This window comes from Actinomyces denticolens (assembly GCF_002072185.1).
Classification (GTDB): Bacteria; Actinomycetota; Actinomycetes; order Actinomycetales; family Actinomycetaceae; genus Actinomyces; species Actinomyces denticolens.
Genome location: NZ_MVIW01000031.1, coordinates 1 through 24952, shown reverse-complemented (window position 1 = coordinate 24952; position 24952 = coordinate 1). Strand labels below are relative to the sequence as shown.

General features: G+C 73.0%; 20 protein-coding genes and 1 pseudogene. 13 read left to right on the top strand and 8 right to left on the bottom strand.

What is annotated here, in order from left to right:
• Positions 1 to 59 precede the first annotated feature (59 nt).
• The 4 genes from B1H55_RS09285 to B1H55_RS09270 all read right to left on the bottom strand — a co-directional run bounded on the left by B1H55_RS09285 (position 60) and on the right by B1H55_RS09270 (position 5660).
• On the bottom strand, positions 60 to 1457 hold the full coding sequence (locus B1H55_RS09285; protein WP_077239988.1) for an ABC transporter substrate-binding protein: 1398 nt from the start codon (positions 1455 to 1457) through the stop codon (positions 60 to 62).
• 8 nt (positions 1458 to 1465) lie between these two features.
• Complete coding sequence (locus B1H55_RS09280; RefSeq protein WP_073452231.1) at positions 1466 to 2407, bottom strand: carbohydrate ABC transporter permease; 942 nt, start codon at positions 2405 to 2407, stop codon at positions 1466 to 1468.
• 13 nt (positions 2408 to 2420) lie between these two features.
• Positions 2421 to 3326: a carbohydrate ABC transporter permease gene (locus tag B1H55_RS09275; protein WP_073452229.1), complete on the bottom strand. Its 906-nt coding sequence runs from the start codon at positions 3324 to 3326 to the stop codon at positions 2421 to 2423.
• A 141-nt stretch (positions 3327 to 3467) separates the two neighbouring features.
• On the bottom strand, positions 3468 to 5660 hold the full coding sequence (locus B1H55_RS09270; RefSeq protein ID WP_077239989.1) for an alpha-galactosidase: 2193 nt from the start codon (positions 5658 to 5660) through the stop codon (positions 3468 to 3470).
• 269 nt (positions 5661 to 5929) lie between these two features.
• On the opposite strand from B1H55_RS09270, the gene B1H55_RS09265 reads away from it, so the two are divergent.
• Entirely contained in the window at positions 5930 to 7060 is a 1131-nt protein-coding gene (locus B1H55_RS09265) for an ROK family transcriptional regulator (RefSeq protein ID WP_231952561.1), read from the top strand.
• A gap of 11 nt (positions 7061 to 7071) precedes the next feature.
• The gene (gene miaB, locus B1H55_RS09260; protein WP_073452224.1) at positions 7072 to 8736 is read left to right on the top strand and encodes a tRNA (N6-isopentenyl adenosine(37)-C2)-methylthiotransferase MiaB; all 1665 of its coding nucleotides are present in this window, start codon (positions 7072 to 7074) and stop codon (positions 8734 to 8736) included.
• Positions 8737 to 8774: 38 nt separating this feature from the next.
• Here miaB and B1H55_RS09255 read toward each other — a convergent pair whose 3' ends face one another.
• Positions 8775 to 9095 carry a hypothetical protein gene (locus B1H55_RS09255; protein ID WP_077239990.1) on the bottom strand — a complete coding sequence of 107 codons (321 nt, stop codon included), beginning with the start codon at positions 9093 to 9095 and terminating at the stop codon, positions 8775 to 8777.
• A gap of 452 nt (positions 9096 to 9547) precedes the next feature.
• Here B1H55_RS09255 and B1H55_RS09250 point away from each other — a divergent pair, with 452 nt between their 5' ends.
• The 7 genes from B1H55_RS09250 (at position 9548) to B1H55_RS09220 (ending at position 16351) form a co-directional block, all read left to right on the top strand.
• Complete coding sequence (locus B1H55_RS09250; RefSeq protein WP_476920308.1) at positions 9548 to 10072, top strand: FMN-binding protein; 525 nt, start codon at positions 9548 to 9550, stop codon at positions 10070 to 10072.
• Positions 10073 to 10148: 76 nt separating this feature from the next.
• Positions 10149 to 10625 (top strand): YbjN domain-containing protein, encoded by a 477-nt coding sequence (locus B1H55_RS09245; protein WP_073452218.1) that lies wholly within the window; start codon positions 10149 to 10151, stop codon positions 10623 to 10625.
• Positions 10622 to 11401: a type III secretion system chaperone family protein gene (locus B1H55_RS09240; RefSeq protein ID WP_231952559.1), complete on the top strand. Its 780-nt coding sequence runs from the start codon at positions 10622 to 10624 to the stop codon at positions 11399 to 11401. The genes B1H55_RS09245 and B1H55_RS09240 overlap by 4 nt, the downstream gene beginning before the upstream one ends.
• 8 nt (positions 11402 to 11409) lie before the next feature.
• Positions 11410 to 12402 carry a tRNA (adenosine(37)-N6)-dimethylallyltransferase MiaA gene (miaA, locus tag B1H55_RS09235; RefSeq protein ID WP_231952557.1) on the top strand — a complete coding sequence of 331 codons (993 nt, stop codon included), beginning with the start codon at positions 11410 to 11412 and terminating at the stop codon, positions 12400 to 12402.
• A 9-nt stretch (positions 12403 to 12411) separates the two neighbouring features.
• On the top strand, positions 12412 to 13410 hold the full coding sequence (locus B1H55_RS09230) for a diaminopimelate epimerase (RefSeq protein ID WP_073452216.1): 999 nt from the start codon (positions 12412 to 12414) through the stop codon (positions 13408 to 13410).
• Positions 13407 to 14780 carry a branched-chain amino acid transport system II carrier protein gene (brnQ, locus tag B1H55_RS09225; protein WP_077239994.1) on the top strand — a complete coding sequence of 458 codons (1374 nt, stop codon included), beginning with the start codon at positions 13407 to 13409 and terminating at the stop codon, positions 14778 to 14780. The genes B1H55_RS09230 and brnQ overlap by 4 nt, the downstream gene beginning before the upstream one ends.
• 23 nt (positions 14781 to 14803) lie before the next feature.
• The gene (locus tag B1H55_RS09220) at positions 14804 to 16351 is read left to right on the top strand and encodes an MFS transporter (protein ID WP_307190087.1); all 1548 of its coding nucleotides are present in this window, start codon (positions 14804 to 14806) and stop codon (positions 16349 to 16351) included.
• On the opposite strand, the gene B1H55_RS09215 is transcribed toward B1H55_RS09220, so the two are convergent.
• Both B1H55_RS09215 and B1H55_RS09210 read right to left on the bottom strand, forming a co-directional pair.
• Positions 16341 to 16952: a class I SAM-dependent methyltransferase gene (locus B1H55_RS09215; protein WP_073452210.1), complete on the bottom strand. Its 612-nt coding sequence runs from the start codon at positions 16950 to 16952 to the stop codon at positions 16341 to 16343. The two genes, B1H55_RS09220 and B1H55_RS09215, sit on opposite strands and share 11 nt — an antisense overlap.
• A 76-nt stretch (positions 16953 to 17028) precedes the next feature.
• Positions 17029 to 18399 carry an MFS transporter gene (locus B1H55_RS09210; RefSeq protein ID WP_307190088.1) on the bottom strand — a complete coding sequence of 457 codons (1371 nt, stop codon included), beginning with the start codon at positions 18397 to 18399 and terminating at the stop codon, positions 17029 to 17031.
• Between the two features lie 258 nt (positions 18400 to 18657).
• Here B1H55_RS09210 and hflX point away from each other — a divergent pair, with 258 nt between their 5' ends.
• The 3 genes from hflX (at position 18658) to B1H55_RS09195 (ending at position 23333) form a co-directional block, all read left to right on the top strand.
• Complete coding sequence (hflX, locus tag B1H55_RS09205) at positions 18658 to 20124, top strand: GTPase HflX (RefSeq protein WP_231953010.1); 1467 nt, start codon at positions 18658 to 18660, stop codon at positions 20122 to 20124.
• Between the two features lie 110 nt (positions 20125 to 20234).
• On the top strand, positions 20235 to 22169 hold the full coding sequence (locus tag B1H55_RS09200; RefSeq protein WP_231953009.1) for an ATP-dependent DNA helicase: 1935 nt from the start codon (positions 20235 to 20237) through the stop codon (positions 22167 to 22169).
• Positions 22170 to 22328: 159 nt separating this feature from the next.
• Positions 22329 to 23333 carry an L-lactate dehydrogenase gene (locus B1H55_RS09195; protein WP_073452204.1) on the top strand — a complete coding sequence of 335 codons (1005 nt, stop codon included), beginning with the start codon at positions 22329 to 22331 and terminating at the stop codon, positions 23331 to 23333.
• Between the two features lie 72 nt (positions 23334 to 23405).
• Here B1H55_RS09195 and lexA read toward each other — a convergent pair whose 3' ends face one another.
• Entirely contained in the window at positions 23406 to 24320 is a 915-nt protein-coding gene (lexA, locus tag B1H55_RS09190; RefSeq protein ID WP_073452203.1) for a transcriptional repressor LexA, read from the bottom strand.
• 246 nt (positions 24321 to 24566) lie between these two features.
• On the opposite strand from lexA, the pseudogene B1H55_RS12365 reads away from it, so the two are divergent.
• A pseudogene (locus tag B1H55_RS12365) lies at positions 24567 to 24952 on the top strand (hypothetical protein); the annotation flags it as partial.

Genomic DNA, 24952 nt, shown 5'->3' with positions numbered 1-24952 from the left:
GAGGGCAGGGGCCACCGCCATCGGGGGACGGGTGCGGCGGGCCTGAGTGAGGCGCCGACTCAGCCCTTCTCCTTCTTCGAGGTCTCGAACAGGAGGTTGACCTGCTCGTTGTACTCGGTGAGGGTGGAGGCCGGCACGCGGTTGACGTAGACGTCCGCGACACCCGGCTTCATGATCGCGTTGACGTCCGCACCGAAGTAGGTCAGCGGGAAGTAGAACGTGCCGCCGTCCTCCTCCTCCAGGTAGCTGGTGAAGGGCTTGGTGGACAGGCCGGTCTGCTCGAAGACCTCCACCGCCTTCTCCGTGGAGGACGTGATCGCCGGGAAGACGATCCCATAGGAGGCCACGATGTCCTGCGCCTCCTGGGTGCCCAGGAAGGCCACCCACTTCGAGGCGCCCTCGATGTTCTTCGACCTCTTGACGATGGAGTCGCCCAGCCCGTTCATGAGGGACACGGACTTGCCGTTGGGGCCCACCGGGTGGGCGGTGATGCCGACGTCGATGTCCATCTTGGCGTAGGTGTTGAACATCCAGGCGCCTGCGATGCACAGCGCGATGGAGCCGCTTCCCAGCTGGACGTCGGTGCCGGTTCCGGCGGTGAAGGCGCCCGAGGGGGCGAGGTACCCCTTGTCGATGAGGCCGAAGTACCAGTCGAGGGTGTCCTGGAACTGCTTCTCGTCGTAGCGGTAGCGGGTGCCCCAGGTCTCCTTGTCCGTGTAGTGCCAGTCCCCGACGCTGCCGGTGAAGGGGCTCCACTGCGTCTGGCCGTCGGAGGAGCCCTCGTCGGCGATGCCGATGGCGTACACCTCCACGTTCGTGGGGTCGAAGCCCGGCTCGTCACCGCGCACGCCGTTCTTGTCGATCGTCAGGCGGGCGAGGACCCGCTCGAAGCTGCCGCCGTCGGTGAGGTTCCAGTCCCAGGTGGCCAGGTCCTCCTCGCTCAGGCCCGCCTCGGCGACCATCGTCCTGTTGTAGAACACCGCCTCGGTGTCCCAGTCCTTGGGGCAGCCGTACTGGTGCCCGTCATCGCCCTTCCACAGGTCGATGAGGCCGTCCTGGAAGGCCTCGGTGTCGACGTCGGCCCAGGCGGCCTGCTCGTCAAGGGGCAGGAGGACGTCCAGGTCCACGAACTGGGCGAACTTGGCGATATGGTCCGTGAAGACGTCCGGGGCGGTGTCGGCGATGAAGCCAGCGGTGAGCTTCGTCCAGTAGTCGCCCCAACCGATCTGGGTGATGTTGACGGTGATGCCGGTCTTGGCCTTGAAGGCCTCGGCGCAGGCCTGGTAGGCGGGCAGTTGCGCGGAGTCCCACAGCCAGTACTCCACGGTGCTGGAGTCCGAGCCCCTTGATCCGGAGCAGGCGGCCAGGGTCATGGCGGCGGCCCCGGAGGCCAGACCGCACAGGAGGGATCGTCGCGAGAGCGCCGAGCGCAGGATGGGGAGGGAGGAGGTCGTCATCTGGTGCCTCACTTGATGCCGGTAAAGCCGATGGAGTTGACGATGCGCCGGGCGAAGGCCATGAAGAGCAGGAGCATCGGGAGGGCGGCCACGAGCGTGGCGGCCATGAGGCCGGACCAGTCCGGACCGGTCTGGGGCGCCTGGGACTTGAAGACCGCCAGGGCCACGGTGAGCACTCGCGAGGAGTCCGAGTAGGAGACCAGGAGGGGCCAGAAGTAGTCGTTCCAGGCCGCGATGTAGGTGAGGATCCCCAGCGTCGTGATGGGCGCCTGGGCCATGGGGAGGATGAGGGTGAAGAACACCCGCACCTTGGAGGCGCCGTCGAGGAGGGCGGCCTCCTCCAGCTCCCGGGGGATGTTCATGAAGAACTGGCGCAGGAAGAACACCGCGAAGGGAGTCATGAGCATCGTCGGCAGTGCCACGCCCAGGAGGGAGTCGATGAGGTGGAGCTGCTTCATGAGCACGAAGTTGGGCAGGAGGGTGAAGATGCCCGGGACCATGAGCGAGGCCAGGAAGACGGCGAAGACGGCGTCACGGCCCTTCCACCTCAGGCGCGAGAAGGAGTAGGCGGCCATCGCGGAGAAGAACACCTGGCCGACGGTGACCAGCGTGGCCACGATGACCGAGTTGCGCAGGTAGAGCCAGAAGCTGATCTCGGCCCCGGAGCCGCCGTCGGCGATCGCGGCCTCGGTGGACTGCATGCCGAAGACCCTGGCGAAGCCCCGGAAGTTGAGGTCCACGGGCAGAGGGCTCGAGGGATCCGCGTAGATGCCCGCGTTGGAGGACAGCGCGGTGCGCAGCACCCAGTAGAAGGGCAGGAGCGTGAAGGCCATGATGAGGGCCATGGCGACCCAGGCGGCGACGCGACCGGCGGAGACGCCCTTCTTTGGGGCCTTGTCGTCCCCGGTCGTCCCGGACGCGGCTGAGGGGGCGGTGACAGTGGTGGTCATGGTCGGTTCCCTCTCAGTTCAGGTCGGTCTCGCCCGCACGGGTCATGCGGTACTGCAGGGCGGTGATCGCCGCGAGGATGAGGAGCAGTCCGACGGCCATCGCGGAGGCGTAGCCGAACTGGAAGCGGCTGAACGCCATGTCGTAGAGGTAGAACTGCAGCACGCGGCTGGCGTTGACCGGGCCGCCGGCGGTGGTCACGGAGACCGTGTCGAAGACCTGGAAGGAGCCGATCATCGTCATGATGAGGACGAGGGCCAGGATCGGGCGCAGCAGCGGCATGGTGATGCGCCAGAACATCGTCCACTCGCTGGCGCCGTCCATCTTGCCCGCCTCGTAGACGTCCCCGGGGATCGCCTGGAGCCCGGCGAAGATGAGCAGCGCCGTGTAGCCCACGTGCCGCCACACGTTGATGATGGCGATCGTGGGGATCGCCAGCGAGGAGGAGAAGAAGTCGATGCGGTCGCCGAGAACCGCCTCGATGACCTGGTTGGAGATGCCCAGCGTGTTGTCCAGCAGCCATAGCCACAGCATGGCGGCCACGACGTTCGACACGAGGTAGGGGGTCAGCACGATGGAGCGCACGAGCGTCGACTGGGTCAGGCGCTGCATGAGGACGGCGATGACGAGGGCCAGCACCGTCTGCAATCCGATGTTGATGACCACGTACTCCAGGGTCACCCAGACCGCGTTCCAGAAGATCTTGTCCTGGACCATGCGGGAGTAGTTGGCCACCCCGTTGAAGGAGGCCGGGGTGAGCAGGTTGTACTCGGTGAAGGACAACCAGATGCCGCGCAGGAGCGGCCAGATGTAGAAGGCGATGAGCCCGATGCCCGCGGGGGCGATGAAGGCCCAGCCCAAACGGGCATCACTGCGCGCTTTTCGGCGCAGCGCTGGGGCCGGTGCGAAGAGAGTGGACATGGTTCCTTCCAAATCAACGTTGACACGGATAGGCGGTTGAGACTGGGCGGATAGGACCGGGGCGGCGCGGCGGGGCGCTATGGGGATCGGTGGGAGGGGGCGCCGCGCGGGTCGCTCAGGATCCGCGCGGCGCCTCTCGCGCTAGTCGACGGCGGTGGCGCGAACGAGCACGAGGTGGTCGGGATGGAGGATCGGCAGGGACAGCCCGGTCGTGGACAGGTACGAGCCCGGCAGGGTGACCGGCTCGTTCATCCACTTCGGGCGCAGGGTCAGCTCGGGGTACGACGGCGCCGCGAGCTCGACCCGGTAGCGGCGCTCCGGGTCCAGGCCAGGCAGTGGGCGGGGAGCCGTCGGCCAGGCGATCGTCTGCCCCAGGCAGGCGATTTCGTAGACCGCCTCGGAGCCGTCGGCGGCCACCACGCCCTCGATGCGCAGGGCGTCGTCGTCGGCCAGGTCCGCGTGGACCGTCAGGCCCGAGTGCAGCAGGGGGCGCAGCTCCTTGTGCAGGGCGATGATCGAGGCCAGGCGCTCGCGCGCGGCCTCATCCGCGCGGGTCAGATCCCACTCCACGCCCATGTGCCCCCAGAGGGCCGTGCCCGCGCGGAAGTCGAGGTCGAGATCGCGGAGCGTCGTGTGCGCCCGGCCGGCGCCCACATGGGTGCCGACGAGCTCGGGGGGCAGGAGCAGCATGGTGCCGCGCTGAATGTCCTGGCGGTCATGGGCGTCGATGGAGTCCGAGGCCCACACGCGCTGGGCGCGCTCCATGATGCCCATGTCGATGCGGCCGCCGCCGCCGGCGCAGGACTCGATCTCCAGGTCCTCGAAGCGCTCGTGGAGGGCGTCGAGGAGGCGGTAGAGGGCGAGGGTCTGGTCGTGGACGGCCGCCCCGCCGCGCCGGCCGGCCGTGGGGGCGGGCACCTCGTGGCCGGCGGCCACCAGCGGGGAATTGTGGTCCCACTTGATGTAGGCGATGGAGTAGCGCTCCACGAGCGCGCTGATCGACTCGTACAGGTAGTCCCAGGCGCCGGGGGCGCACAGGTCCAGGACGCGCTGGTTGCGGTGCTCGGGCGCGCCCCCCGCCCCATCGGACAGGATCCAGTCCGGGTGGGCGCGGGCGAGCTCGGAGTCCACGTTGATCATCTCCGGCTCGAACCACAGACCGAACTCCATGCCGAGCTCGTGGACGCGATCCACGAGGGGGCCCAGGCCCTCGGGCCAGGCCTCTGCCGAGACCTGCCAATCGCCCAGGCCCGCGGTGTCGTCGCGGCGGGAGCCGAACCAGCCGTCGTCGAGGACGAAGCGCTCGATGCCCACGTCCGCGGCGAGCTCGGCCAGGCGCGTGAGCTTGTCGAGGCGGTGATCGAAGTAGACGGCCTCCCAGGTGTTGAGCAGCACCGGCCGGGGGCGCTCGGGGTGGGACGGCAGGGAGCGCAGGAAGGCGTGGGAGCGGTGCGCCAGCGCGTCCAGCCCCTCGCCCCAGGAGAAGACCGCCCACGGGGAGGTGTAGGACTCCCCCGGGGCCAGGAGGACCTCGCCGGGGGCGAGCAGCTCACCGGCGCCGATGAGCGCCCTGCCCTGGGAGGGGCTCATGATGAGGGCGCGCGTGGAGCCCGACCAGGCCAGGTGGACGCCGTGCACCGCGCCCGCGCGCCAACCGAAGCCGGCGCGCCCGGCCGCGAGCCAGGTGGTGGCGTCGTGCCCGGGCCGACCCTCCCAGGACTCGCGCAGGTGCGTGCCCGCGGTGAGGCGGTGGCGCTGGAGACGGCGCTCATTGATGTGGTGCCCGGACATGTCCAGGACCTCATCGGCGCTCTGGGGAAGGGGCAGCACAGGAGTGATCTCGTCGACGACGAGTCCGCCGGCCAACTCAAGGCGCCCGCCCGGCTCGTTGGTGACCGTGGCGCGCACGCGTACGAGCCCGGACTCCTCCAGGCGGATCTCGCTGACGAGGCTCACCCCGTGCGACTCGTCGACGGCCGTGGAGATCACCATGCCGGAGGCCGGGGCCCCGTCCTCGGCGGCCGGTGAGTCCCCGACCCGCCACTCGTGGTCGACCCGAGTGGGGTGGAAGGAGAATGCGGTTCCGTCCACGCGGTGCACGCCGATGGCGGGGCGCGCGCCCCATCCCAGGCTGGCGTGGGGGAGGATCGGCAGGTCGTTGCAGATCCAGGCGGAGTTCGAGCCGAGCGTGGTGGCCGATGCGCGGCCGGCGTCCTGGAGGGCGGAGCCGTCGAGGGGGCCGAGATCGGCGCCCCAGTGGCGCACCACGGGGAAGCGGTCGTCGGTCAGGTCGAGCACGAGGGAGGTTCCGCCGGAGCGGAGGTGGAGGGTCATCATCGTCCTTCCCGGCCCGGGGAGGGCCGCCTGGTGGGCCGCTGCGTCGCGAACCATTCCTTTCAAGGTGAAAATATGTGGGTTCCGGCAGGGTGTCAAGACCCTTCCCGCTCCCGGTCCGACACCTCGCCCGCGGGTGGTGGTGCCGACGCCGTTCCTGTGTGGCAGGATCGCTCTGCTGGTCGGAAGACAGCCGGGCAGGAGCGACTCGTGGGGAGGGGGCACGTGTGGGCGGCGCCGCGAATGCTGGTCCCGCGTCCAGGGTCCTGTTGCGCCTCGCGACGGCCGGCGCCCAGACGCGCACCGACCTGGCGGACTGCCTCGGGCTGTCGGCCCCCACGCTCACGCGCGCCGTGAGGCCCCTCCTCGATGGAGGACTGCTCATCGAGGACGAGCCCGCCGCCGCCCCCGCCGAGAGCGGCCGCCCGCCGCGGAGCCTGCGCCTCGCGCCGCGCGCCGCCGCCCTGCTGGGCATCAAACTCACCGCCGATCATCTTTACGCCCAGGTCATCGACCCTCTCGGCTCCTCGCTGGCGGAGGCCTCCGCGCCTCTGGTCTCACAGGACCCCGATGGCGTCGTCGAGCAGATCGCGGCTCTGGCGAGCGGGCTCGGGGCGGCGGCCGGCTCGGGGCTGTCCGGGATCGGCCTTTCCCTGGGCGCCAGCGTGGTCCAGGGCGGCACGATCGCCGTCGCCCCCTTCCTGGGGTGGCGGGACGTTCCCATCGGGGCGCGGTTGAGGGAGGCCACCGGGCTCGACACCATCGTGTCCAATGATGTGCGCGCCTTCACCCACGCCGAGGCCTGGTTCGGCCTCGGGCACGGCGTGGACCCCTTCGCCCTGCTCACGCTCGGCGCCGGGATCGGCTGCGGGCTCGTCGTCGGCGGGCGCACGATCGCCGGGGCGCACGGCGCCGCCGGCAGCGTCGGGCACCTGCCCCTGGCGGATTCGGGCCCGGTCTGCGAGATGGGGCATGTGGGCTGCGCCCGGGCGCTCGCGGCCGCGCCCGGCATCGCCCACCAGGCCGAGGAGGTTCTGGGGCGCGCCGTCGCCCCTGAGGAGCTCATCGGCCCCGAGGGACTCACCGAGCTCGCCCTCGACCCTCGGTTGGCGGGCGTCCTGGAGACCGCGGCCGACGCCGCGGGCCGGATCGTCGGCTCGATCGTGGCCCTCATCGACCCGGGGGTCGTCGTGGTGTCCGGGGAGTCCGTGGGTCTGGTGGACGCCCACCGCGAGGCCTTCGACGCCGCCGTGGAGCGCGCCCGGCACTGGGCCGCGCCTCCACCGCGCATTCTCACCCGCTCCTTCTCCTTCGGCGAGTGGGCGCGCGGCGCCGCCGCTCTGGCCGTCGAGCCGTGGACCCGCGCGGTCGAGGCCGGCCTGAGAGGTTCCAGCGCCTAGACTGCCTGGCGATGACTGCCACGATGACCACCCCGATGAGCGCCGCCGACGCGCGCGCCCCGCGCACCTACCACGTGCGCACCCTCGGCTGCCAGATGAACGTCCACGACTCCGAGCGCATGGCCGGGCTCCTCGAGGCCGCGGGCTATGTGAGCGCCGACGGCGTCCCCGCTGCCGCGGCCCGCGCCACCGATGCCGGTGACGGCGGCGCCGACGTCGTGATCGTCAACACCTGCTCCGTGCGGGAGAACGCTGCCACGCGCCTGTTCGGCAATCTGGGCCAACTGGCCGCCGTCAAGCGCGAGCGCCCCGGGATGCAGATCGCCGTCGCCGGGTGCCTCGCCCAGCAGATGGGACAGGGGATCGTGGAGCGGGCACCGTGGGTGGACGTCGTCTTCGGCACCCACAACATCGACGTCCTGCCCGCCCTCCTGGCGCGCGCCCGCCACAACGAGGAGGCGGCCGTCGAGATCGAGGAGTCCCTCAAGGTCTTCCCCTCCACCCTGCCCACCCGACGCGAGTCCGCCTACGCCGCCTGGGTGTCCATCGCCGTGGGCTGCAACAACACCTGCACCTTCTGCATCGTGCCCTCGCTGCGCGGCAAGCAGCGCGACCGCCGCCCCGGGGAGGTCCTGGCCGAGATCGAGGCCGTCGCGAATCAGGGCGCCATCGAGGTGACACTGCTGGGCCAGAACGTCAACTCCTACGGGGTCGGCTTCGGGGATCGCGGCGCTTTCGCCAAGCTGCTGCGCGCCGCCGGGGGAGTCGAGGGCATCGAGCGGGTCCGCTTCACCAGCCCCCACCCCGCGGCCTTCACCGACGACGTCATCGAGGCCATGGCCTCCACCCCTGCCGTCATGCCCAGCCTCCACATGCCGCTGCAGTCCGGCTCCGACCGCATCCTTCGCGCCATGCGCCGCTCGTACCGCTCCGAGCGGTTCCTGGGGATCCTTCAGCGGGTGCGCGCCGCCATGCCCGAGGCGGCCATCACCACCGACATCATCGTCGGCTTCCCCGGCGAGACGGAGGAGGACTTCCAGGCAACTCTTGACATCGTCGAGGAGGCCCGCTTCGCCTCCGCCTTCACCTTCGAGTACTCCCCGCGCCCCGGCACGCCCGCGGCGGACCTGGAGCCCGTGCCCGTCGAGGTGGTCAAGGACCGCTACCGCCGCCTGGACGAGCTCGTGCGGCGCATCACCCATGAGGAGAACGTTGCCCAGGAGGGCCGGGTGGTCGAGATCCTCGTGGCCGAGGGGGAGGGGCGGCGCGATGCCGTCACCGCCCGCGTCTCGGGGCGCGCCGCCGACAACCGCCTCGTCCACGCCGCCCTACCAGCGGGGCTGGCGGCGGACGACTACGAGCGGGGAGCGCCCCGGCCCGGGGACATGGTGACCGTGCGCGTCACCCACGGAGCGCCCCACAACCTCATCGCCGACTCCGCCCTGTGCGGGCGGGCCTTGAGCGGTGCCGAGCGCGCCGCGGGAGAGGCGCGCTCCGCCGGGGATCGCGTCTGGTACGACGACGGCCCCGCTCTGTTCGAGGTGCGTCGCACCCGTGCCGGTGACGCCTGGGAGCGCCGTCAGGCCGAGGCTTGCGCGACCCCCGAGGCTGACACCGCGCCAGTGAGCCTGGGCATGCCCACCCTGCGCGTGGGCGCGCCCGCCTCCGCCCGGTGAGGCCGACGCCGGCTCCGAGGCGGGATCGGAACGGATGGCTAGGCCGTGGTCCTCGCCGCTGTCGACTCCTTCGAGACTCGGCGCTTGCTGCTCACGAATCTCCTCAGGAGCCATCGCTCGGCGATGAGCACGAGGATCGCCGCGGCGATGATGATCGCCATGGCGATCCTGCTCTGCGAGACGCACTCGTGGGGGATCCCGAATACCTTCTCGACGCGAGAATCAATCATGTACGCGTAACTATTGCCGCACCACGCTTGTCCGCTCCCGTGGCTGGATCTCACCTGCGCGTCGGCCAGTGTGAGCATCCGGAGGAAGAGCATTGACGCAGCGGCGATGATCGAGGCCAGGCAGTTCATCGCGACATACTTGAATGACCGCGAGTAGCCTCCCTCGCGCCCACGGGCTCGCTACTGCGGCGATCGTCATCAGCGCGAAGAGGGCCATGATTGAATCTCCGACGATCTCGTTCATGGGGCGGAGTTCCTTATGCGGCGTAGTACGCCTGAGACCTGTCTTGTCCGAGCCCCATGTGGTGATCGGACAGGACGGGTGACCTGCTGGGGCTCAGGCGTTGCGCTGAAGACCGTACCGCACGATGCTCTTGCCTTGCTCCTCGGCGTTTCGCAGGTCAAGGCCTGTTTTGGATTGTCAGGAGATTCCCTGCCTCCTCTTGGTTGCGATCATTCTTCGACACCGATGCCCCGATATATCGTCGGGCGAGTTCGGCGCCGTGGGGAGCGTTGATCGGTGCCTTTTGCACTGACCGAAGCGGAGAGCACCGACCGGTGCCGGGAGGACGCTCCGCTGGGTGCGGATGGCGCCGCTCGGGGTGGAGGGCACTGCTCGGCGCGGGCGGCACTGCCCGGTGCAAGCGGCGCCGCTGGGCGTTGGCGGCACGACCGGCTGGTCGGGCGGTGAACAACGAGCCGGGCAGGCCCCGGGAGACCTCGGCGCTCCCGTCGGTGTGCAGGAGGGCGCACTCGAAGCGCAGGCCCGAGGCTCCGGCGAGCGCCTCGGCCCCGCCGGCCCCTACACGGATGGCTCCTACCAGGACGCCCAGACCTACAAGGGAGTGGACGAGCTCCCCAGCGACGACTCCATCGACGTCTCCGTGACCCTGTCCGGCGGAGCCATCACGGATGTCACGGTCACCGGGCACGCGGCCAGCGACACCTCGGAGGACTACATCCAGCGCTTCTCCTCCAAGATCAAGGGCGCCGTTGTCGGCAAGAGCATCGAGCAGGCCCATGTCACCGCGCTCGCCGGGGCCTCCAAGACCTCGGCCGCCTTCAACAGCGCGATCGACTCCATCGCCGAGCAGGCGCGGGGCTAGCCGTCCCGTCCGCCGACGGCGGATCGCCCGCCGAGCGGGTTACCCCGCGCCGTGGTGGGGCGGCTAGGCTGGTCCCATGCCGTCTGACTCGGACCCCCGCACGGACACCACCGTCGTCGCAGCCCCTGCGCCGGTGACCGCCGAGCGCATCCTGAAGGCCACCCACCGGCTGGGCCTGAGGTACTTCGTCGACGACGAGGGCGACGTCGGCATCCCCTGGCGCTGCGTCGTCGTCCACGTCATCTTCCAGGACACGCGCGCCGTCCAGCTGCGCGGGACCTGGCACCGCATCGCCGACACCGAGCACCTCGCCCCCCTGCGCTCCCTCGTCGAGGATTGGAACGCCACCCGCATCGGCCCCAAGGCCTTCCTCACCGTGGGCGACGGGGGAATCGTCCGCCTCCACGGCGAGATCACCTATCCGCTGGACGCCGGTATGACCGACGCCCAGATCGACGACTTCGTCTTCACGGGATGCCGCCTCATCGTCGCCCTCGTGCGCGAGGCCGAGGAGGTCTTCCCCGATCCCCTGCGCGGGAGCCTCGAGCCGTGAGCGAGGCCCCCCGGCGGCGCACGCGCCTCGAGCGCCTCGCCGGCCTCATCGCCCGATCAATGGGCAAGGGCTGGGACCAGCGGGCCGGCGGCGCCGCCGGGCCCGGTCAGCATCGCCGGGCCGGCCAGGCCCCGCCGCCCGCCTCCCCATCGTCCGCGGGATCGGCCCCGTCATCCTCGTCCGGATCCGCCGGCTCGGCGAACTCCGCCGACTCTGCCGGCCATGCCCGCTCCGCCGGGAGCCACCGGCGCCAGGGCTCGGAGAACGTCAATTCGGGCCGCGGGGGTGCCCCCCGCACCCGCAGCGGGGCCCGGGGCGCGCGGGGCCCCGCCCAGCCCGCCCGCGAGCAGGTCACCTCGCGCCTGACCCTCGAGCGCATCGAGTCCATGCTCGCCTCGGAGATGTCCTACCGGATCCGCCGCGAGGAGGATCAGGGCCACGCCACCCTCATGGGCAACTGGGACGGCTTCCCCTTCATCATCGAGATCCCCGCCGAGCACGACGGCTGGCTGCTCGTCTCCGGGGACTGGGCCGAGCCCGGCCCCGAGGGGCAGCGCGACGAGCTCGCATCCGCCGTCAACGACTGGAACCGCGACCGCTTCTTCCCCACCGTCGCCATCGTCGACGGCCCCGATGGCCCCTTCGTCCGCGCCATCTACATCACCGACCTGCGCTCGGGCATCACCGACGACCAACTGCGCCTCCACCTCGACACCGCCCTGGCCTCCTGCACCCAGGCGCTGCGCACCGTCGGCCCGCTCCTGCCCGAGCTGTGAGCCGGGCCGTGCCACTCACGCGCATCGCCGTCATCGGCCCGACGGCGACCGGCAAGTCCGAGCTCGCCCTCGACCTCGCCGATGCCCTCGGCGACGGGCCCGCCGGCAGCGAGATCCTGGGGGCCGACGCCTCCCAGCTCTACCGGGGCATGGACGTGGGCACCGCCAAGCTCGCACCGGCCGAGCGCCGCGGCTACCCCCATCACCAGATCGACGTCCTCGACGTCGCCCAGGAGGCCTCCGTCGCCGCCTACCAGCGGCACGCCCGCGCCGATCTCGCCGCCATCGAGGCCCGCGGCAGGCGGGCCCTCATCGTCGGCGGCTCGGGCCTCTACGTCCGCGCCGTCACCGACGCCCTCGACTTCCCCGGCACCGACCCGGCCGTGCGCGAGGGCCTGGAGGAGCGCGCCCGAACCGGGGGCGCCCGCGCCCTGTGGGAGGAGCTGGCCGGGGCCGACCCCCTCTCCGCCCAGCGCATCGACGACGGCGACACCCGCCGCATCGTGCGCGCGCTGGAGGTCCTGGCCGTCACCGGCCGCCCCTTCTCCGCCGCCCTGCCCCGCTACGAGGACATCGCCCCGACCGTCCACCTGGCTCTGCGCCCGCCGCGCGGGGCCCTGAGCGCCCGCATCAACGCCCGCACCGCCGCCATGTTCCGCCCCGCGGCGGGCCCGGGCATCATCGAGGAGACCCGCGGGCTCATCGCGGCCGGGCTGCGCGAGGGACCGACGGCGAGGCGCGCCATCGGCTACGCCCAGGCCCTGGCCGTCATCGACGACGCGCTGACCGTCGACGAGGCGATCGACGCCACGGCCGCCGCCACCCGCCGGCTCGCGAGCCGCCAGCTCAAGTGGTTCCGCCGAGACCCCCGCATCCATTGGATCGACACCCGCCTCACCCCCGATGGGGCGGTGCCCGACGGCGAGCGGCAGCGAGTGCTCGACGTCGCGCTGAGGCTGGTCGGGGCCGCGGATTCCGGGCGGCCCGAGCCCGTCGCATAGGGTGGGCGCATGACCACCTCGACGCGCACTGGCCTGGCGGGCCGCGAGCTCATCAAGGGGCGCGCGGCGGGCGACGACCTCCTCATGCTCGTCGATCCCGACTGCGACGTCCCCCTCACCGCCGCGGATATCGCCGCCGTGTGCGACCGGCGCGGCGGCATCGGCGCCAGCGGGCTCGTGCGCGTCGTGCGCACGGCGAGCCTGCCCGGGGCCGAGCGCTTCGCCGAGGCAGTGCCCGAGGCGGAGTGGTTCATGGACCACTACAGCGCCGACGGGGCCGTCGCCGGGATGACTCCCAGCGCCGTGCTCCTGCTCGCCCAGACCCTCGTCGCCGAGTCCCTGGCCGTGATCCCCGAGGGCGCATCGGTGACCATCGGGACGCGCGGGGGCGCCCGCACCGCCACCAGGATCGGCGATCTGTGGGCCGTGGACATGGGGCCCGCGCGCCTGCCCTCCCGCCCCGAGCCCCCTGCTGACCCCGGCGCCGCCGAGGCCGACGGCGACTGGCCCGGCTGGGACACCGCCGTCGTCGTCCCGGGGATCGACGGCCCCCGTGCAGGCCTGAGCGTCACCGTGCCGGGCGCCGCGGCCACCCACATCGTCATCGCCCTGGCCGACGAGGCCGAGCTCGACGCGGCGAGCCCCGAGGGGGCGATCGGCCCCGTCGGCGCCGTGCGCTACGAGCCCGAGCCGTCCGAGCCGGTGGCCCTGGACGCCGTGGTCCCCCTGGGCGAGGAGGCCGACCCCGCCGGCGGGGAGCCGATCGGCGTGGCCCGCATGAGGGCCCTGGGCCGGTCGGCGGGGGGTGCCCCCTCCACCGGAATGAGCTGCTGCGCCGTCGCCGCCGCCCTCCACGAGTGGGAGGGCGAGGGCGCCCCCGACTCGTACCGCCTGCTCGTCCCCGGCGGGGAGGTCGGGGTCCACGCGGGCACCGCCCCGGGGGCACCGAGGGGGAGCATCATCCTCACCGGCACGGCCAGCCTCATCGCGCGGGTGACGGTTCTATGAGCGGCCACGACCTGCGCCGGATCGCCACAACCGGCCTCATGCTCTTCGCCCTGTTCTTCGGGGCGGGCAACCTCATCTTCCCGCCCTCCCTCGGCGCCTCCAGCGGCGACGCGGTGGGCGTCGTCGTCATCGGCTTCATCGCCACCGGAGTCATCCTGCCGCTGCTCGGCGTCATCGCCGTATCCACCTCCGGGGAGGGGATCCTCGGCCTGGCCCGGAGGGTCGGGCCCCGCTTCGGACGCGTTCTCCCGCTCGTCGTCTACCTGGCCATCGGCCCGCTCTACGCCATCCCCAGGACAGCGATCGTCTCCTACGAGCTCGCCACGAGGCCGCTCCTGGAGCTCGCCGGGCTGCCCACCGGCCGCGTGTCCCTGGCCCTCCACGCCGTCGGCTTCTTCGCCGCCGCGCTCGCCCTGTCCCTGCGGCCCTCGCGCCTGGCCGACCGCATCGGCAAGCTCCTGACGCCCGCGCTCCTCATTCTCATCGCGGTGCTGTGCGCCGCCGCCATCATCGCGGGCCCGACGATCGATCGTCCCGCCACCGGCGCCTACACCACCGCGCCGCTGGCCGCCGGGCTCACCCAGGGCTACCTCACCATGGACGCGCTGGCGGCCACCGTCTTCGGGATCGTCGTCATCACCTCCCTGCGCGCCCAGGGGATGAGCACCGAGAGGCAGATCCTGTGGGGCACCAGCGGCGCCGGCGTCATCGCCGCGATCTTCCTGGCGGCCGTCTACGGCAGCCTGGCGCTGCTGGGCAGGCACGCCAGTGGGGACCCCGCGGACGGCACCTCGCTCCTGCGCGCCGCCGCCGCCGACTCCCTCGGGCCCACGGGCACGGCGGTCTTCGCCCTCATCGTGGTGCTCGCCTGCCTGTCCACCGCCGTCGGGCTCATCTCCTCCTGGGCCGGCTACGCCAACACCGCCTGGCCCCGGATCGAGTTCCGCGCCCAGGCGATCGGCTGCTCCGCCGTCGCCCTGGCGCTGACCAACCTGGGCCTGAGCGCCATGATCGTCATCATCTCGCCCGTCACGCTCCTGCTCTACCCCATCGTCATCACCCTCATCGTCGTCACGCTCATCGACAGCGCCGCCCCCGGTCATCTGCGCTGGACCTATCTGGTTCCCGTGAGCCTGGCCGTCGTCCTCGGCGCCGTCTCCGCCGCCGCGGAGACCGGCTGGTCGGCGCCCTCCGACCTCCTCGCGCGCACCGGCGCCTGGGACAACTCGACCGGGTGGATCCTGCCGGTGGTCATCGTCATCGCCCTCTCGATCGGCGTGGACGTCGCCACCGGCCGGTGGAGCCGGCCCGCCAGTGACACCAGCGACGTCCCCGACGAGGTCCGGCGGACCATCGCCTCGCGGTACTGAGCCCCGGGTCCTAGGGTGAGTCGGTGACGCCCAGCACCAGCGAGTCCCCCCGCCCCACCGGTCCAGCCTCCAGCGGCACGGGGCCGATGGACCGCCAGCAGAAGGAGATCCTCTCCGTCCTGCTCATCGCCGCGTTCATGTCGCTCCTGGCCGTCTCCTCGGTCAACGTGGTCCTGCACGCCATCGAGACGAGCCTGCGCGCCTCAACCTCCGCGCTTCAGTGGGTGGTCTCCGGCTACGCGCTCGTCTTCGGGATCCTGCTCGTGGCCGCCGGGAGGGCCGGGGATCTGCTGGGCCGGGGCCGCCTGTTCGTGGCGGGCCTGGCGGTCTTCGGCGCCGGCTCGCTCCTGTCCGGCCTGGCTCCCTCCCTCCTCGCCCTCAACCTGGCGCGCCTGCTCATGGGCGTGGGCTCGGGCCTCCTCAGCCCCCAGGTCACCGGCATGATCCAGCAGTACTTCGCGGGCGAGCGGCGCGGGCGCGCCTTCGGGATGTTCGGCGGGATGGTGGGCGTGTCCGTGGCCGTGGGGCCGGTCATGTCCGGCGCGCTCGTCGGGGCGCTCGGCCCCGAGGCCGGATGGCGCGCCTCCTTCCTCGTCAACGTGCCCGTCGCGCTCATCGGCGTGATCGTCGCGCTCAGGGTTCTGCCCGCCTCCGCCTGGACCTCCTCGTCGGCCACCGCCGCTGCCCCCAGCGGCTCCGGCGCCGCGGGCGCCCGGCGGTCGCGCGCCGACTTCGACCCCCTGGGCATGATGCTCCTGGGCCTGGCGACCCTCCTCGTCATGCTCCCCTTCGTGGAATCCTCCGACTCACCGGTGGGCGCCTGGATCTGGGCGAGTCTCGGCACCGGGCTGGCCCTTGGAGCCGGCTGGCTGGCCTGGGAGCGCCGCTACGCGATGCGCGGGCGCCGGCCCATGGTCCACCTGGGGCTCTTCCGAACGAGATCCTTCGCCGTCGGCACCCTGCTCATCGGCGCCTACTTCACCTCCGTGGCCGGGATCTGGCTCATCATCGCCCAGTACGTCCAGCAGGGACTGGGATCCTCCGCCCTCGCGGCCGGCCTGGTGGGCCTGCCCTCCGCCCTGGCCGGGGCCATCGGCGCCCCGATCGCCGGTCGTCACGTGCTGCGCATGGGGCGCTCCATGGTGCTCATCGGACTGGTGCTCGTCATCGCGAGCCTCCTGGCCACGATGCTCGTCGTCCGCCTCCACGCCACCTCCGGCCTGCCGTTCTGGTGGGCGGGTCTCACGCTCCTCCTCCAGGGCGCCGGGCAGGCGATGGTGGTCTCGCCGAACCAGACGCTCGCCCTGGCCGAGGTGCCCCTCCACTACGCCGGGGCGGCCGGTGGCATCCTGCAGACCAGCCAGCGCATCGGCACCTCGGTGGGGATCGCCGCGCTCACCGGCATCGCGTTCTCGACAGCGGGCCGTCAGGGCTGGGACCAGGGATTCCTCGTGGGCCTGGGCGCAAGCACCGCGATCTGCCTGACGGCGCTCGCCCTGGCGGTCCTCGACCTGCGCGCCGGCGCCGGGCGGCGCGGGGGCGGGGCGGACGGCGGCGCTCTCAGCGGCTGACGCGCAGGACCCGGAAGCCCTTGGCCGAGGCCTCCCGCACCACCGCCCAGCCCTGGGACGCGAGCCAGGCGGCCAGCGAGTCGGCCCCCAGGTTCTTGCCGACGACGAGCCAGGCCTCGCCACCGTCGGCCAGCAGGGGCAGCCAGTCCGTCAGGAGCGCGTGCAGCGCTTCCTTGCCGATCCTCACCGGGGGATTGGACCAGATGAGATCCAGGCGGCGCCCGGAGTCGCGCAACTCGGCGAGGAGCTCGCCGGCCGGGGCGGCGCGCACGCCCCCCAGCCCAGCGGCCACGGCGTTGCGCGCGGTCAGGTCCACGGCGCGCTCGTTGACGTCGGCCGCCAGGACCTCCGCAGCCGGGGAGGCCGAGCCCAGGGCCAGGGCGATCGGGCCCCAGCCGCAGCCCAGGTCCAGGAAGAGACCGGTCCCGGGGGGATCGGGCACGTGGTCCAGCAGTACCTGCGTGCCCTTGTCCACCCGGTCCGCGCTGAAGACGCCGGAGGCCGTGGTCACCTCCACCTCGCGGCCCCGGATCGTGAACCGGTGGCGGCGCTCGGCGGCCCGGGCGGCCGGAGAGGCGGTGAAGTAATGCTGGTCGCTCACGCCTCCAGGCTACCCGCCGCCGAGGACGCCGGGCCGGGCGGGTCCGGGGGCGGTCCCGGGCCGGTCCGGGGCCCGCTCAATCCATGCGCCGCGCGAGCAGGGGAGTAGCGGTCAGCCCCACCACGAGCACGACGAGCACGGGGACGAGCAGGCGCGCCTCGACCCCCGCCGTCGTCGGGGCGATCCCGGCGGTCACGAGCGTGGCCAGGGCGGCCGCCCCCGCCGAGCTCGCCACGGCGGCCGAGGTGGCGGCGCGCGCCTGGCTGATGCCGTCATCGGCCTCGGGCTCGGTGATGACCCGCAGCCACGCGTCCTGGTTCGTCAGCCCCATCCCGGCCCCGAGGACCCCGAAGCCCGCGTGCAGGCACCACCAGGGGGCGGCGCCGGCCAGGGCCACGATCATGAGCGCGCCGCCGGAGGCGAAGGCGGCCCCCGCCAGCGCGGTGCGGCGCCGCAGGAGCCGGGGATCGCGGGCGGGGCGCGCCCCGCAGCGCATCGCGATGACCGACCAGCACACTCCCGCCGTCGTCAGCGCCCAGCCGATCGCCCCCGGCCCCAGCCCCAGCACGTCATGGGCGGCGGGGGCCACCGCGAGGTCGATCGCGAAGTAGAGGGAGCACAGCCATGCCAGGGTCCCGACGGCGGCCCGGCGCCCGCGCGCCAGCCGCAGGGAGCCCGCGGGGAAGACGCGCGCGCAGGCCCCCACCACGAGGACCATCCCGAGGCCCGCCATCGGCCAGAACCAGGGACTCGCCGCTCGGGCCGCCCCGATGACGCCGACCCCGCCCGCCATCGCCAGCGCGGGGGCCCACGGCGCGCCGTCGTCACCGCGCACCCGCAGGCCCGCCGCCTCATGGGCCATCGCCGCCCGGGCCGCAACCAGGACGGGCAGGTAGCCCACCAGCGCCCAGCGCCACCCTGCGGCGGCGCTCAGGGCCGCGGCGTAGGCGGGCCCGATGAGGGAGGAGATCACCCACATCGCCGATCCCGCCGCCGCGTACAGGCGCCGCCAGGCATCCGGCAGCCCCGCCACGAGCACACCCATCGACACGGTGGCCAGCGCCCCCGCCGCCAGGCCGCGCAGGACCTCGCCCAGGATGTACACCCAGATAGTGGGCGCGAGCGCCCCGATGACCGCGCCCGCCGCGAGCAGGGCGGTGAGGACCGTCATGAGGGCCCCTGCGCGCCAGCGCTCCAGCATCGCCCCGCCCAGCGGCATCGTGAGGAACGCGGGCACCTGGGCGGCGGCCGTCACCAGGCCGTAGGAGTCACGGGCGTCGAGCTCGGTGGCCAGCAGCGGCAGGACCGTCTGGTTGATGTAGGTCTGCATCCCCGCCAGGAGCTCGACGACGAGCATGGCCATCGCCAGGCGGCCCAGCCTCGTGGTGAGCAGGGCGCGCGGCGATGGTGGCGGCGCGGGGGCCTGCGTCGTCGGCGATGGGCTCACGTGCCGAGACTAGCGCCGCGCCGCCGGGGCCACGGGTGCGACTGCGCTACGATGCGCCCATGTGGATCACCCGGATGCGCTGAGCAGGCGCCGCCCACGCGGCGCCTCAGACCGCCCATGCCCGAATGGCCGGCCCGTCGAGCCTCGCTCCGGGCCCGGCTCTCGCGATCCCGAAGGACTTCTGTGACCCGCCCCTCAGACCCTCAGACCACCCCTCAGCCGCACGATCCCGCCTCGGAGGACTCCCGCGCCGAGGAGATCGTCGCCCGCATCCTCTCCCGCCGGGGGACCGCCCTGGCCTCCACCGCCGCCCAGCACGAGAACCGCGAGAGCGACGATGGCTCCCTGGAGCGGGAGGCCCGTGCCGCCACGCGGCGCGTCGCCTCCCTGTCCACCGAGCTCGAGGACGTCAGCGAGGTCGAGTACCGCCAGATCCGCCTGGAGAGGGTCGTGCTCGTGGGCCTCGACCTGCCCCGCGCCACCGGCGGGCCCGCTGACGCCCAAGGCGCCCAGGACGCCGAGACCTCACTGGCCGAGCTCGCCGCCCTGGCCGAGACTGCCGGCTCCGAGGTCCTCGATGCCGTCATCCAGCGCCGTGACCACCCCGATCCCGCCACCTACCTCGGCAGTGGCAAGGCCAAGGAGCTCGCCGAGATCGTCTCGGCCGCCGAGGCGGACACGGTGATCGTCGACGGCGAGCTCGCCCCCTCCCAGCGCCGCGCCCTGGAGGACGTCGTGCGGGTCAAGGTCGTCGACCGCACCGCCCTCATCCTCGACATCTTCGCCCAGCACGCTAAGTCCCGCGAGGGCAAGGCCCAGGTGGAGCTCGCCCAGCTGGAGTACCTCCTGCCGCGCCTGCGCGGGTGGGGAGAGTCCATGTCCCGCCAGGCCGGCGGGCGCGTCGCCGGGGGGCAGGGCATCGGCTCGCGCGGCCCCGGCGAGACGAAGATCGAGCTCGATCGGCGCCGCATCCGCGAGCGCATGACCAGGCTCCGCCGCGAGATCAGGGCCATGGCGCCCTCGCGCGAGGTCAAGCGCGGCTCGCGCCGTCGCGGCCCCATCCCGAGCGTCGCCATCGCCGGGTACACCAACGCCGGCAAGTCCTCCCTCATGAACCGCCTCACCGGCGCGGGGATCATGGTGCAGGACGCCCTCTTCGCCACCCTCGACCCCACGGTGCGCCGTGCCCGGGCCGCCGACGGGCGCGTCTACACGCTCACCGATACGGTCGGGTTCGTGCGCAACCTGCCCCACGAGCTCATCGAGGCCTTCCGCTCCACCCTCGAGGAGGTCGCCGAGGCGGACCTCGTCCTGCACGTCGTCGATGCCGCCCACCCCGACCCCCTGTCCCAGATCGCCGCCGTGCGCACCGTCCTGGCGGAGATCCCCGGAGCCCTGGAGGTGCCCGAGCTCATCGTCCTGAACAAGGCCGATCTCGCCGATCCGATGACGCTCGTGGCCCTGCGCTCCCAGCTGCCCGGGGCGCTGACCGTCTCGGCGCGCACCGGCGAGGGCGTCGAGGAGCTGCGCGAGCGCCTCGAGGGGATGCTGCCCCGCCCGGATGTGCCCGTCGACGTCGTCGTGCCCTACTCGCGGGGCGACCTCGTCTCGCGCGTCCACGCCGACGGCGAGATCGAGTCCATCGAGTACGTCGAGGCCGGCACGCGCCTGGTCGCCAAGGTCAGCGCCCCCCTGGCCGCCGAGCTCACCGGCGCGGCCCTGTGAGTGACCGGGCGGCGGGCCCGGCCGACGACGGGGGCGCCGAGGGCCCGGCGGAGAGCCCGGACCCCGCCGAGCTGACGGTGCTGACGGCCCTCGCCCACGCCGTCGACGCCATGGGCGGCAGTCCCCGGGCGGGCCAGGAGGAGATGGCCCGCCGGGTCTGCCGGGCCCTGGCCGACGGCACCCACCTCATGGTGCAGGCCGGCACGGGCACCGGGAAATCGCTGGGATACCTCGTGCCCGTGCTCGCCCGCGCCGTCGAGACGGGGGAGCGGGCCGTGGTCTCGACCGCCACGCTCGCCCTCCAGAGGCAGATCCTCACCAAGGACGCGCCGCTGGCCGCCGACGCCGTCCAGGAGGCCACCGGCCGCACCCCGTCGATCGCCCTTCTCAAGGGCTGGCAGAACTACCTGTGCCGCCACCGTGCGGCCGGGGGCTACCCCGAGGACGACGCCGTCGACTCCCTCTTCTCCGCCGCCGACGCGCTGACCCCCGTCCGCCTGGGGAGGGCGGCATCGACGAGCCTGGCCGAGCAGGTGCTGCGCCTGCGCGAGTGGGCCTCCACCACGAGCACGGGCGACCGCGACGACCTCGTCCCGGGGGTGACGGACCGCGCCTGGGCGCAGGTCTCCGTCTCCCGGGCCGAGTGCCTGGGCGCCTCCTGCCCCTTCCACGACGACTGCTTCCCCGAACGCGCCCGCGCCGCCGCCGGCGAGGCCGATCTGGTCATCACCAACCACGCGATGCTCGGCATCGCCGCCGCCGGCAACCCGAACGTCCTGCCCGAGCACGGCATCGTCATCATCGACGAGGCCCACGAGCTCGCCGATCGCGTCCGCTCGCAGGGGACCGTGGGCCTGTCCGCCGCCGCCGTCATGCGCGTGGCCGCCACCGCCCGCAAGCACGCCGGCGTCATCGCCGCCGACCTGGAGTCCTCCGGTCAGGCCCTCCAACTGGCACTCGCCGACCTGCCCGATGGGCGTCTCGAGGCGGGCCTGCCCCAGGCCCTCCACGACTCCCTCATCACCCTCGACGAGGCGGCCCGGCAGGCGGCCGGCGACATCCGCGAGGCCGCCAAGGCCCGCTCCGGCGACGCCGGCGCGATCGCCCTGGCGCGCACCGCCGTCGCAGACCTCCTCGACGCCGTGGAGCGCATGACCTCGGGCAGCGTCGAGGCCCGCCGTGACGTGGCGTGGATCGAGCGGCCGCGCATGAGCGCCGACCCGCCGCGTCTCCTGCTCGCCCCCATCGACGTGGCGGGCAGTGTCGCCGACTCCCTCCTCGAGGGCCGCGCCGCTGTGCTGACCTCCGCGACCCTCGCGCTGGGAGGCGGCTTCGATCCCATGGCGCGGGCGCTGGGCCTCGCGCTGGGGGCCACCGCGTGGGACGGGATCGACGTCGGCACGCCCTTCGACTACGCCCGCCAGGGCATCCTCTACACCCCCACGCACCTGCCCCGCCCCCAGATGGGCATCTCCGAGGCCGCGCTCGACGAGGTCCTGGCCCTCACCGAGGCCTCCGGCGGGGGGATGCTGGGGCTCTTCTCCTCCAGGCGCGCCGCCGAGGAGGCCGCCTCCGTGCTGCGCGGCGCCACCGGCCTGACCGTCTACGCCCAGGGGGAGGACCAGCTGCCCACGCTCGTGCGCGCCTTCGCCGAGGACGAGGACTCCTGCCTCGTGGGCACCCTGAGCCTGTGGCAGGGCGTGGACGTGCCGGGCAGGGCCTGCCGACTCGTCATCATCGACCGCATCCCCTTCCCCCGCCCGGACGATCCCGTGGCCAACGCCCGCGCCGAGGCTGTCAGCGCGGCTGGGGGCAACGGCTTCATGTCCGTGTCCGCCACGCACGCCGCGCTCCTGCTCGCCCAGGGCGCGGGTCGGCTCGTGCGCCGCTCGGACGACCGCGGCGTCGTCGCCGTCCTCGATCCCCGGCTGCGCCGCGCCCGCTACGGGGCCTTCCTGGCCCGCTCCATGCCGGGCCTGTGGCCCACGACCGAGCGCGAGGTGGTCCTCGGGGCGCTCAGGCGGCTCGCGGCGGCCGGGCACTAGATGGTCGCTGAGACGGGCGGGGCCCCGCCGGCGGCGCCCGAGGGAGACGACGCCGAGTCGTGCGACTTCGGGGCTTAGGGCCGCTGTGGCGCGCGCCTCTTGCGACTAGGCTGGGCCCTGGGCCGAACGGCCCGTCCCACGAAGATCTGGAGGTTTCCCGTGTCCGACGCCGCGATCACCAACACCGCTGAAGGCTCCTACCCGACGGGCAAGTCCGGCCGCCCCTCGAAGGTCGCCATCATCGGCGCCGGAGCCGTGGGCTCCACCCTCGCCTACGCCTGCGTGACCAAGGGTGTGGCACGCGAGATCGTCCTGCAGGACATCGCCAAGGAGAAGGTCGAGGCCGAGGCCCTCGACATCGCCCAGGGCATCCAGTTCACCTCCGCGGGCGCCGTCTCCGGCTCCGACGACCCGGAGATCTGCCGCGACGCCGACGTCATCGCCATCACCGCCGGGGCCAAGCAGAAGCCCGGTCAGTCCCGCCTCGAGCTCGCCGGCGCCACCGTGGGCATCATGGAGAAGATCCTGCCCAAGCTCGTCGAGGTCGCCCCGCACGCCATCTTCCTCCTCGTGGCCAACCCGGTGGACGTCGTCACCTACTGCGCTCGGAAGATCACGGGCCTTCCCGACAACCAGGTCTTCGGATCCGGCACCGTCCTGGACACCGCCCGCATGCGCTACCTCGTCTCCCTGGAGACCGGCACCGCCACCCAGAACATCCACGGCTACATCGCCGGTGAGCACGGCGACTCCGAGGTCGCCCTGTGGTCGAGCTGCGAGATCGGCGGCGTGCCGATCACCCAGTGGGGCAAGACCCTCGACGGCGGCACCTTCGATCAGGCCAAGCGCGACCGCATCGCCCACGACGTCGTCCGCTCCGCCTACCGCATCATCGAGGGCAAGGGCGTGACCAACTACGCCGTCGGCCTGGCCGTGCAGAAGATCATCGGCGCCATCCTCAACGACGAGCAGCGCGTGCTCACCATCTCCCCGCTGCTGGAGAACTGGCACGGCATCTCGGACGTGTGCATGGCGGTCCCGACGATCGTCGGCCGCGAGGGCGCCGGGCGCCGCCTCGAACTGCCCCTGACCCTCGACGAGCGCGACCGCCTCACCGCATCCGCCCAGCGCCTGCGCGAAGTCGCCCGCGGCCTGGGCTACTGAGGCCTCGCGCCCGCGCGTCGATGGCGCCCCCATCCATGAACGGATGGGGGCGCCGTCGACGTGAGCCGCTCGCTACAGCGCGCGCAGGACGGTGACGACCCGTCCCATGATGGTGGCGTCGTCGCCCGGGATCGGCGCGTAGTCGGGGTTGCGCGGCAGGAGCCACTGGTGCCCGTCCTTGCGGGACAGGACCTTGACCGTGGCCGAGGCGCCGTCGACGTCGTCGAGCATCGCCGCGACGATCTCCCCGTTGGCGGCGTCGGGCTGGGCGCGGACCACCACCCAGTCGCCGTCGCAGATCGCGGCGTCGATCATCGAGTCCCCGTGAACCTGGAGCATGAAGAGCTCTCCGGAGCCGGTCAGGCGCCGGGGCAGGGCCATGACGTCCTCGACCTCCTGCTCGGCCAGGATCGGTGAGCCCGCCGCGATCCGTCCCACGAGGGGCACCGCCACGGCGTCCCCCGCGGCCACTCCCGGCAGCACGGGCAGGGCGGGGGGCTCGGCGGGGGAGGGGACGGTCCGGCTGGGGATCACCTGGAGCGCGGGCCCCCCGGGGGCGGCCGTGGCCGCAGGGGCCTCGGGGAACGCGCCTCCCCGCAGGGCCTCGGGCTCCTCGGGGGTGATGACCTCCAGGGCGCGGGGCCGCTTGGGGTCGCGGCGAACCAGGCCGAGGCGCTCGAGCTTATCGAGTTGGTGCTTGACCGAGGACGGGCTGGTGAGCCCCACCCTCTGCCCGATCTCGCGCATCGAGGGCGGGTAGCCGTGATCGACGACGGCGTCGCGCACGGCCTCGTACACCGCGCGGGCGCGCCCATCGAGACTCGCGAGGACGCCAGCGCCACCGCCTGCGGCGACGCCAGCGCCATCGGTCTCGTCCTCCCCCTCCCGGCGAGGGCGCTCCCGCCCGGCGTCCCTGTCGGTCCGCCGCGGGGCAGACCTCCCTGCCCGTGCCTCGCCGGGGCGGTCGCCGCCGCGGGCTGTGCTCATCGCGATCTCCTCGATAGTGCCGGCGTCCGGCCGACGCGGGGGCGCCGTGGCACCCACGGGCCCGTGTGCGGGTGGTTAAGGGCACCGGATTCGTGTCAGTGCCCGGTGATGTCCTGGTTGCCGTCAACCATACGGCCGACTCGCCACTCATTCAAACACATGTTCGAAAGATGCTGGACGTGTCGCGCCGGGTCCACTACTATTCGAACAGTTGTTCGTCGAACACGTGTTCTAGGAGGTTCCCCCATGAGCGCACTCGCACTCCCGCCTCGGCCATCGCGCCGCCTGCGGATGGTCACGCCCCTGTCCGCGCACTCGGCGGCCTCCGCCCCCAGTGCGGACGCTCCCGCGCGGGAGGCGCCGTCGGCGCGCGCTGCGGGCGCACCGCACCATCCGCATCTGCGGCTTGTCACGGCGGAGCCCGTCGCGGAGGGGCCCGGCGCTCAGGCCGACGTCTCGGTGCGCCCCGCCGCCCCCGCCGAGCTGCGTCGGCGCCCGGGCGCGCCGCGCCCCCGAGCGGGTCTCACCGAACTCACGGGTCTCGCCCCCGCCCATCCCGCCGTGCGCGGCGCCCAGAGACGGGCCGCTGCGGGGCGCGCGTCCCAGGCGGCGCCCGCGCGTCGCGCGTCGCG